General features: G+C 33.4%; 6 protein-coding genes. 5 read left to right on the forward strand and 1 reads right to left on the reverse strand.

Annotated features, from left to right (window positions below):
• Nucleotides 1–75: 75 nt before the first annotated feature.
• A complete protein-coding gene (locus tag CQZ94_RS29230) occupies nt 76–867 on the reverse strand; it encodes a DUF4240 domain-containing protein (RefSeq protein WP_105588238.1) in 792 nt (263 codons plus the stop codon).
• A 205-nt stretch (nt 868–1072) separates the two neighbouring features.
• Between CQZ94_RS29230 and CQZ94_RS29235 the strand changes: the two genes are divergently transcribed.
• The 5 genes from CQZ94_RS29235 to hblC all read left to right on the forward strand — a co-directional run bounded on the left by CQZ94_RS29235 (nt 1073) and on the right by hblC (nt 9001).
• Entirely contained in the window at nt 1073–1540 is a 468-nt protein-coding gene (locus CQZ94_RS29235) for an NUDIX hydrolase (protein ID WP_105588239.1), read from the forward strand.
• Nucleotides 1541–1561: 21 nt separating this feature from the next.
• The gene (locus tag CQZ94_RS29240; protein WP_105588243.1) at nt 1562–2221 is read left to right on the forward strand and encodes an alpha/beta family hydrolase; all 660 of its coding nucleotides are present in this window, start codon (nt 1562–1564) and stop codon (nt 2219–2221) included.
• Nucleotides 2222–2482: 261 nt separating this feature from the next.
• Nucleotides 2483–3841 carry an MFS transporter gene (locus CQZ94_RS29245; RefSeq protein WP_105588240.1) on the forward strand — a complete coding sequence of 453 codons (1359 nt, stop codon included), beginning with the start codon at nt 2483–2485 and terminating at the stop codon, nt 3839–3841.
• Nucleotides 3842–4192: 351 nt separating this feature from the next.
• The gene (locus CQZ94_RS29250) at nt 4193–6823 is read left to right on the forward strand and encodes a collagenase ColA (protein WP_105588241.1); all 2631 of its coding nucleotides are present in this window, start codon (nt 4193–4195) and stop codon (nt 6821–6823) included.
• Nucleotides 6824–7681: 858 nt separating this feature from the next.
• Nucleotides 7682–9001 carry a hemolysin BL lytic component L2 gene (gene hblC, locus CQZ94_RS29255; protein WP_105588242.1) on the forward strand — a complete coding sequence of 440 codons (1320 nt, stop codon included), beginning with the start codon at nt 7682–7684 and terminating at the stop codon, nt 8999–9001.
• Nucleotides 9002–9160: the final 159 nt, after the last annotated feature.

Raw genomic sequence — 9160 nt, forward strand, 5'->3', positions numbered from 1 at the left:
GTCTCGATGGCTGCTTAGTCTTTTTAATACTGTCTACTTGACAGGGATAAGACCAAGCAGAGTCCCTTTATTAATCTACCACTCAATCGGTTCTTCCCCGTACATTTCCCATAGCTTAGGAAACATCTTTTTCAAACCTTCTTCGTCATCTTCATCCCAGTCGAATTCAATGTCATCATTATAAGCTCTTTCATCAGTTAGTACGTGATAAAGTGTAAAGTAAGTATCATCTTCATCCCCGGTTTTTTCTGCATATACAGTGTAACCGAAGTATAAAGAAAGTTCTTCAATGTTTGGTACGTCATACTCACTCAAATTTTCTAATACAGGTATTAACCGTTCTGGATCTTCAATACACGCTTCGTAAGTCTCTTTTCCTTGATATAATAACCATCCACGGAAGTAATCAAAACAATCATCCGAACAGCCGCCCATAATAATATAAGCCGCTGCCCATAAGCGAGACGTATAGGAAGCTTTTAATATGCGGTGCATATGCGTATCAAAAGCTACAATTTCATGTACTGTACGTTTAGCGAGGTGAGAAGTAAGCCATTCTATTTGTTCTTCTTGGTCTTCGCCTTTTGTTTTTGCACGAGCAAGTAAATCCCAAAAATCTTCTTCTGTTATCGTTTTTTCTTTTATGTAATCTTCCCCAAGACACGGGTCTGTATATCCTTTTTTACGTTTGGAAGCAACTAGTTTGTTAGCTTCTTTTATACATTCTTCTTCTGTTTCAAACTCTTTCGCTTTTACACTACCAGCTGTGCCGATTTTTCCATAAAACACAACATAATCTTTATCTTTCACAACGATTTTCCAAAACTTATTTGATTTTTCATTTTGCTGGATTAATAACGTTTCCATTCGTACCCCCATATTGCTTTTCTAGTGTGCATTGTGATTGTAACATATGTATATATACTTGTAATGACAGAAAGTTGAATTTAGTTTTTGGAAAGTTCGAAAATTATTGAATGGAATAGAAAAATTTAGTAATCTTATTTGTACAGCACTTACATAATAGTTTTGTAATGATTCGATATTTAGATTATATATGGGGGGATTAAGTATGGATCTTACGTTTAAAGTAGAGGAAACATGTTTTAATTACCGAGTTGGAGCAATTTGTAAACACGATAATAAAATACTTATCCTTCAAGACGAAGGTGAAGATTATTGGTACGTACCAGGTGGACGTGTGAAAATGCTAGAAAATAGTGAAGATGCGTTAAAACGGGAGCTTGCAGAAGAACTAGCTGTTCCTATTGAAGTGAAGAGATTAATATGGTCAGTAGAAAATTTCTTTACACTTTCTGAGCGAAAGTTTCATGAGATTAGTTTTTATTATGAAGTAGAGCTACATGAATTACCCGCGAATGGGGAGGATCAATACATTCTTGAAGAAGAAGGTAGAAGATATGTGTTTAAGTGGGTGCCAGTGGAAGAGTTAGATGAATATAACTTGCAGCCGGCATTTATAAAAGATAAAGTTAAGGATTTGTCAGTTCATGTAGAGCATATTCTTTTGCAAAAGTAAAAGCGTCTGGAGGGGAAAATGGTGAAAGGGACTAAAAAGGAGATACATATAAACGATAAAGTAATTCGTTACACACATATAGAGAAAGGGTCTAAAACGATTTGCTTTATGTTTTCCGGTTCTGGTTACAATTATGATAAACCGTTATTTTATTATTCGACGATGCTTATGCTTGAAAATAACATAGATGTTGTACATATCCATTATTCCTATGATGAACAAGTAATGAAAAAACCAATGGAAGAAATAACGAAAATAATGATGGATGATATTAATCCTGTAATTATTGAAGTGTTAAAAAATGGACAATACAACAATTTGATGTTTTTAGGGAAATCACTCGGAACAATTCCGATTGCGAATGATTTAATGAAGAGAGAGGAATACTTACAGTCAAAAATGATATTACTTACACCTTTACTGACGTTTGATACGATTTTTGATTCCATCTTACATAGTGATCATGAAGGGTTTTTAGTAATGGGAGACAAAGATCATCAATACAATGCAAGTCAAATGGAGCGATTAGAGCAATCCAATTTAAAGATTGAGATTGTCAAAAATGCAAACCATTCTTTAAATGTTGGGGAATTTGAAACAGAAAATTCAATTGTAGCTATAGCAAAAGTAATAGGGAGTCTTGAAGAAACAATTAAAGTTGGAATGAATAATAATTATTAAAATACATGCAAAAGAGGTGCTTATTGCACCTCTTTTTTTATGTTCAAATTTTAATTCCTATGAAGCGAAGCCCGCATTAAATAGGAATATTACTTTTCTTTTTCCTATTTAATGCGGATAACAATTTTTAATAGTAGTTATTACAATTTAAATACGGAAAATTCAGAAAAGTTTTTAGAAACTTAGGAGGAGGTAATTGAAAGCGCTTACTGATTTTGAAATACAAGAAAGGGAAAATTCCCATATAAGGAGGCTATTAAGATGAAATCGATTAACCCGATGAATGTGATAGACGAGAGTCGTATTCATTCCATGCATATTTGGTTAATATTTTGGTTATTTATCGTAATTGCATTTGATGGATATGATGCTGTTATTTATGGAGCAACAGTACCTTCGCTCATTAAAGAGTGGGGAATATCGGATGTTACAGCAGGGGCAATTGGTAGTTATACAGCTATAGGAACAGCAATTGGTGCTGCTTTCTTTGGTTTATTAGCTGATAAAATAGGTCGTAAAAATATCATACTAGTGACTACAATCTTATTTAGTCTATTTACATGTCTAGCTGGTTTTGCGAACGGTCCTGTAATGTTTGCGATTTTCCGTGTTATCGCAGGTATAGGGCTTGGCGGAGTTATGCCGAATGTAATTGCTATAGCAACAGAATTCTCGCCGAAGCGAGTTCGAACTGCTATCGTATCTTTTATTTTTTGTGGATATTCAGTTGGAGCAATGACAGCGGCACTTACAAGTCGTTCCCTTCTTACGACGGCAGGATGGGAGCCTGTTTTTTGGTTAGCAGGAATTCCGTTATTGTTTATCCCGTTTTTAATGAAAAGTATTCCAGAGTCTGTTGGTTTTCTTTTAATGAGAGGAAAGATAGAAGAAGCTAAAAAAGTAATAGCTAAAGTAAATCCACAATTAAGTAAAGATGCGGCAATTGAATTTATAAAACCACCAACTAAAGAAGCAGGATCTCCTGTTGTTAAGTTATTTGAGGAAAAGCGCGCCGTAAGTACAATTATGTTTTGGATTTCATGTCTTAGTGCTTTCGTACTCATTTACTCTATGAGTACATGGTTACCACGACTTATGATGCAGTCAGGATACGATCTTAAATCGAGTCTTTCATTTACAGCTGTCATGCAAATCGGAGCCATTATTGGAACACTCATATTCGGTCCAATAGTAGATAAAATCGGATTTAAAAAGGTACTTGTCCCATTATTTTTCTGTGGAGCAATTGCGTTATCACTCATCGGATTTGTAAATAATATGTTTTTGGGTTTTTTGTTAATTTCAGTGATCGGCGCTTCTTCTGTCGGACTACAAAATATGTCAAATGCATTCGTTTCTCAATATTATCCTAGTAATATGCGCTCAACAGCGGTAGGAAGTACAATGGCCTTTGGGCGTCTTGGAGGTGTGATAGCTCCGACTTTTGTAGGTATTCTTCTTTCCATGCATTTCTTGCCCCAATATAATTTTGCAGCAATTGCGAGTGCTGCTGTAATCGGTGGTATAGCAATGCTATTCATTAAAGAAGAACATGGAGTCTATTATAAAGAGAAAAAACAGATAGAAGGAGAAAATAGCAATCTCACTTCAGCTAAATAGTATATAAAAAATCCCGGGGATAAATTTCTTCGGGATTTAAAAATATTTGGTGAAAAGTTTGTGAATTTATTTTCTATAATATTTTTAAATACGTTTCATTCATTTGTTTGAGATGAAACTAGACTCTTACAGCTTACTTGTATAAAAATATAGACATATAGACATAAAACTATATTTCGTGTCAATATTTTTATACACGTTAATAAGATTTAAGCATCTTAGCAACAGATTTAATATTGGCATGATTCTTGCTTATATAAATTAAATGAGGAGGAAATAATTGATGAGGGTATTACTCCGATTAAAATTCAGAATTTTCTATCTAATTAACGAGAGAGAGGAATAATTGTTATGAAACATTCAAAATTAAGTAAACTGATGATGGGCATTGGAATTGTGACCATATCATGTAGTGGATTACAAGTTCAAGCAGAGACAAAAGAGAAAAGTGCTAAAAATGTATTGCAGATGGAACCGATAGGATTAAAGCAATCCCTTGACGAGCTAGCACATCCTTCGAGCGTACAAGAAAATCCGTCATTTACAAAACGGTTAAAGTTAGCAGATCTATCACAGCGTCCGCCAATGCCGAAAGAAAATGACAAACAACTCGTTGATGTAAAAAAATATTCGATGGCCGAGTTGAATCAATTAAGTAATAAACAATTAGCTGATCTTCTTGTTACCATTCAATGGAATCAAATTCCGGAATTATTTCAGTTTAATAATGATAGTCTTAGATTTTATCAAGATGATAGCCGTATGCAAGCACTCATTGATAAATTAGCAGAACAAGGACAAGCCTATACGCAAGATGATTCAAAAGGAATTGAGACATTAGTAGAAGTCATACGTTCAGGATTTTATTTAGGTTTTTATCATCAAGAATTAAGTAAACTAAGTGAACGTAGCTATCATGATAAATGTTTACCAGCTTTAAAAGCGATTGCGAAGAATCCAAATTTTAAACTTGGTTCAACAGAACAAAATAAAGTTATTTCATCTTATGGAATGTTAATTGGAGGCGCATCAGCTGATGTTGAAATCATTCAATATGCATCTGAAATTTTAAAACAATATAATGATAATCTTGGAACGTTTTTAGAAGATAGAACAAAAGGCGATGCTATATACAACTTAATGAAAGAGATTGATTATGATGTTCAGTCGTATATGTATACGGGCAAAGAGCCAAAAGATACGATGTGGTATGGGAAAATCGATAGCTTTGTTAATGAGATAAGTCGTTTTGCATTAATTGGAACGGTAACAGACAAAAACGGATGGTTAATTAATAATGGTATTTACTATGCTAGTCGATTTGGTAAGCTTCATAGTACACCAACAAAAGGACAACAAGTTGCTACAGAAGCGATGCGTATTTATCCATATTTAGGCCAGCAATACTTTGTTGCGGCAGAACAAATCACTACAAATTATGGCGGAGTAGATGCAAATGGAAAAACAATCAGTTTAGATAAAATCAGAGAAGATGGCAAGCAAAAATATTTGCCGAAAACATATACATTTGATGATGGGGCAATCGTTTTTAAAGCAGGTGATAAAGTTACAGAAGAAAAAATAAAACGTTTATATTGGGCGGCAAAAGAAGTAAGAGCACAATTTTATCGTACAGTTGGTAGTGATAAACCGCTTGAAAGTGGACATGCTGATGATGTATTAACAATGGTCATTTACAATAGTCCGGATGAATATCAATTTAACCGTCAATTGTATGGATATGAAACGAATAATGGTGGCATGTATATTGAAGGAAAGGGAACATTCTTTACATATGAACGTACACCACAGCAGAGTATTTATAGTTTAGAAGAATTGTTCCGTCATGAGTTTACACACTATTTGCAGGGAAGATATGAGGTACCCGGATTATGGGGGCAAGGCGAATTATATCAAAATGAACGTTTAACTTGGTTTGAAGAGGGAAATGCAGAGTTCTTTGCTGGCTCAACGCGATTAGATAGTGTCGTACCGCGAAAAAGTATAATTGGTGGATTATCTCCTGATCCGGCTAAGCGATATACAGCAGAACAAACATTAAATGCAAAGTATGGAACGTGGGATTTTTATAATTATTCGTTTGCATTGCAATCATATATGTATAATAACCGCCCTGATATGTTTGATAAAGTACATGATTTAATTCGGGCAAATGATGTATCAGGTTACGATACTTACCGTTCAGGATTAAGCAAAGATAATAAATTAAATGAAGACTACCAGTCTTATATGCAAATGCTTGTTGATAATCGTGATAAGTATACAATTCCACAAGTATCAGATGATTATTTAGCAGAGCATAAACAGAAAGCGCTTTCAGATATTACAGCGGATATCACAAATGAAGCAAAGTTACAAAATGTGAAGGCAACAAAGAATAAATCACAATACTTTAATACATTTACACTACAAGGAACATATACAGGAAGTGCGTCAAAAGGAGAAAATGAGGACTGGAAAGCGATGAATCAAGCAACGAATGAGATGCTTAAACAACTTTCAGAAAAAGAGTGGAGCGGATACAAAACATTGACTGCTTATTTCGTAAATTACCGTGTCAATGCCGCTGGACAATTTGAATACGATGTTGTGTTTAATGGAGTGAATACTGAAACGGATACTAGTGTAGAAAAGGAGCCAAATAATTCATTCGATACAACTAATCCACTATCTCTAAACGTATTATTACGAGGTAGCCTAAATGATCAAGATCAAGTTGATCGTTTCGCAATCGACATAAAAGAAGCGAAGGATTTACAGATTACCGTTACAAATGAGCAAAACCTTGGATTGAACTGGGTATTATATCACGAGTCAGACTTGAATAACTACGCTGCTTACGCAACAAAATATGAAGGAAATAAGTTACTTGGAAATTATTATGCGAAGCCAGGGAAATATTATTTAAGTGTATATAAATATGGCGGTGGAACAGGGAATTATACAATCGAAGTAAAATAACCGGGTTCTGGTCCGGAGATAAAATAAAAGAGAATATTAAAGATGAGCTGGATTCTTATGTTGAGCCTACGGTAAATGTAGGTATACAAAAATATTCTAAGTAATAATGAGTAAAAGTAAAACACCTAATTCAAAAGAATTAGGTGTTTTACTTTATAAAGATATGGAAGAAACAAGTGAGGAATTAATGCGGATTCACCTTTTACTGACAAAGAACGTGACATTCTATTAAGTATTCAAGAACATACATCAAAATTTATAAGCGTTTATTATTACGAGAATGACAACAACCCTTCATTTCTACTAAGAAGAGGGTGAAGCAAAAACATAAAACTATTATATTGAAAGTTTCATCTGCATAAATCGACATAAGAAGATTTTTTTAGACAGAATTCTACGTAATTTTCATGTAATCTTACATATCCAAATAAAGTAAAAAAACATATATAAAACCATTATATTATATTAAAAAAATTTTTTAGTAAGAGATTCATATAGATTAATGAGAATTATTATATTTAAGGTTTAATTATCATAGTGTGATCACTTCACTTAGTGAAGTGATTAATTACATTTAACTTTTTTAAATATAATTTTATTTCCGATATTGAAATAAAACATCTCAATAATTAAATAAATAAGATATAATTTCATTGTTTACTTGTGAAATACATAGTGTTTAAATGAGGGGGAAGTAAGTTCCTTACATTCTATGAGAAGTAATTAATAACGAGAGTTTAACACTCTATCCGAAAAAATTCTCCTTTTTTAAGCGTGTGCAAGGAGAGAACCTAGCGCTAGGTCGTTCAAGTTTTATGAATAAGATTGTAAAAAAACAATAGTGAAGAGGTGTACGGAATGAAAAATAAAATAATTACAGGATTTTTAATAACATCCATTGTTACTGGGGCGACTATACCTATTAATACTCTCGCAACGCCAATCGTTCAGGCAGAAACGCAACAGGAGAACACGGATATTTCCTCATCATTACGAAAATTAGGTGCACAATCTAAATTAATCCAAACATATATTGATCAAGCTTTAATGAGTCCTAATGTACAGCTTGAGGAAGTCCCAGCTTTAAATACAAATCAATCCCTAATCAAGCAAGATATGAAGGAATGGTCATCAGAACTTTATCCACATTTAATTCTAGTAAATTCAAAAAGTAAAGGGTTTGTAACGAAATTTAATAGCTATTATCCAACATTAAAAGCGTTTGTAGACAATAAAGAAGATAAAGAAGGTTTTGTGGATAGACTTGAAGTTCTTCAAGAAATGGCTATGACGAACCAAGAAAACGCGCAACGTCAAATTAATGAATTAACAGATCTTAAATTACAGCTTGATAAAAAACTTAAAGATCTCGATACTGATGTGGCAGCAGCGCAAGGCGTACTAAGTACAGATGGAACAGGGAAAATAGACCAGCTAAAAAATGAATTACTAAATACCAAAAAAGCAATTCAAAATGATTTACAACAAATAGCATTAGTACCAGGAGCTTTAAATGAACAAGGATTTGCTATATTCAAAGAAGTCTATAGTCTTTCAAAAGAAATCATTGAACCGGCCGCTCAAGCAGGGTTGGCAGCTTATAACAAAGGAAAAGAAATTAACAACTCTATTTTAGAAGCAGAGACAAAAGCAGCGCAAGAAGCGAAGGAAAAGGGTAAAACTGCTTTAGAGATTGATTCTGCAAAAAAAGCAGCTCGTGAAGCAATTGAGAAAAGCAAACAAGGTGAAATAGCTGCAGCTGCAGCCGCAAAAACGCAAGAGTATGACCTGATGAAAGCCATTGACACTGAAAAAATTAAGAAAACATTTGGTGCTTTCGCTGAAGTAAATAAACTAACAGCAGAGCAAAAAGCACATTTAGATGATCTAGAGAAACAAAACCAAAAAATATATGATTTAACAACAAAACTATCAATAGCAGATTTACAAAAATCAATGCTTCTTATTATGCAAAATGATTTACATACGTTTGCAAATCAAGTGGATGTAGAACTTGACCTAATGAAACGCTATAAAGAAGATTTGAATCTAATAAAAAATAGTATTACAACTTTATCTACTAATGTTGATACTACTAACCAGGAGTCTCAAAAAGATACATTAAGACAATTAAAAAATGTAACAAGTTACCTTGAAGAACAAGTTTATAAATTTTAATATTAGGAATTTATAAAAACATGGGTATTATAAGAATCTATCGAAAAATAGGGAGGAACATATATATGAAGAAATTTCCATTTAAAGTGTTAACTTTAGCTACGCTGGCAACGGTTATAACTTCTACTACCGGTAACACTATTCATGCATTTGCACAAG

The sequence above is a fragment of the Bacillus sp. MYb209 genome (assembly GCF_002975175.1).
GTDB lineage: Bacteria > Bacillota > Bacilli > Bacillales > Bacillaceae_G > Bacillus_A.

Coding starts and splice junctions, on each gene's coding strand:
- hblC (WP_105588242.1), top strand. CDS start 7,682: ATGAAAAATAAAATAATTACAGGATTTTTAATAACATCCATTGTTACT.
- CQZ94_RS29235 (WP_105588239.1), top strand. CDS start 1,073: ATGGATCTTACGTTTAAAGTAGAGGAAACATGTTTTAATTACCGAGTT.
- CQZ94_RS29230 (WP_105588238.1), bottom strand. CDS start 867: ATGGAAACGTTATTAATCCAGCAAAATGAAAAATCAAATAAGTTTTGG.
- CQZ94_RS29250 (WP_105588241.1), top strand. CDS start 4,193: ATGAAACATTCAAAATTAAGTAAACTGATGATGGGCATTGGAATTGTG.
- CQZ94_RS29245 (WP_105588240.1), top strand. CDS start 2,483: ATGAAATCGATTAACCCGATGAATGTGATAGACGAGAGTCGTATTCAT.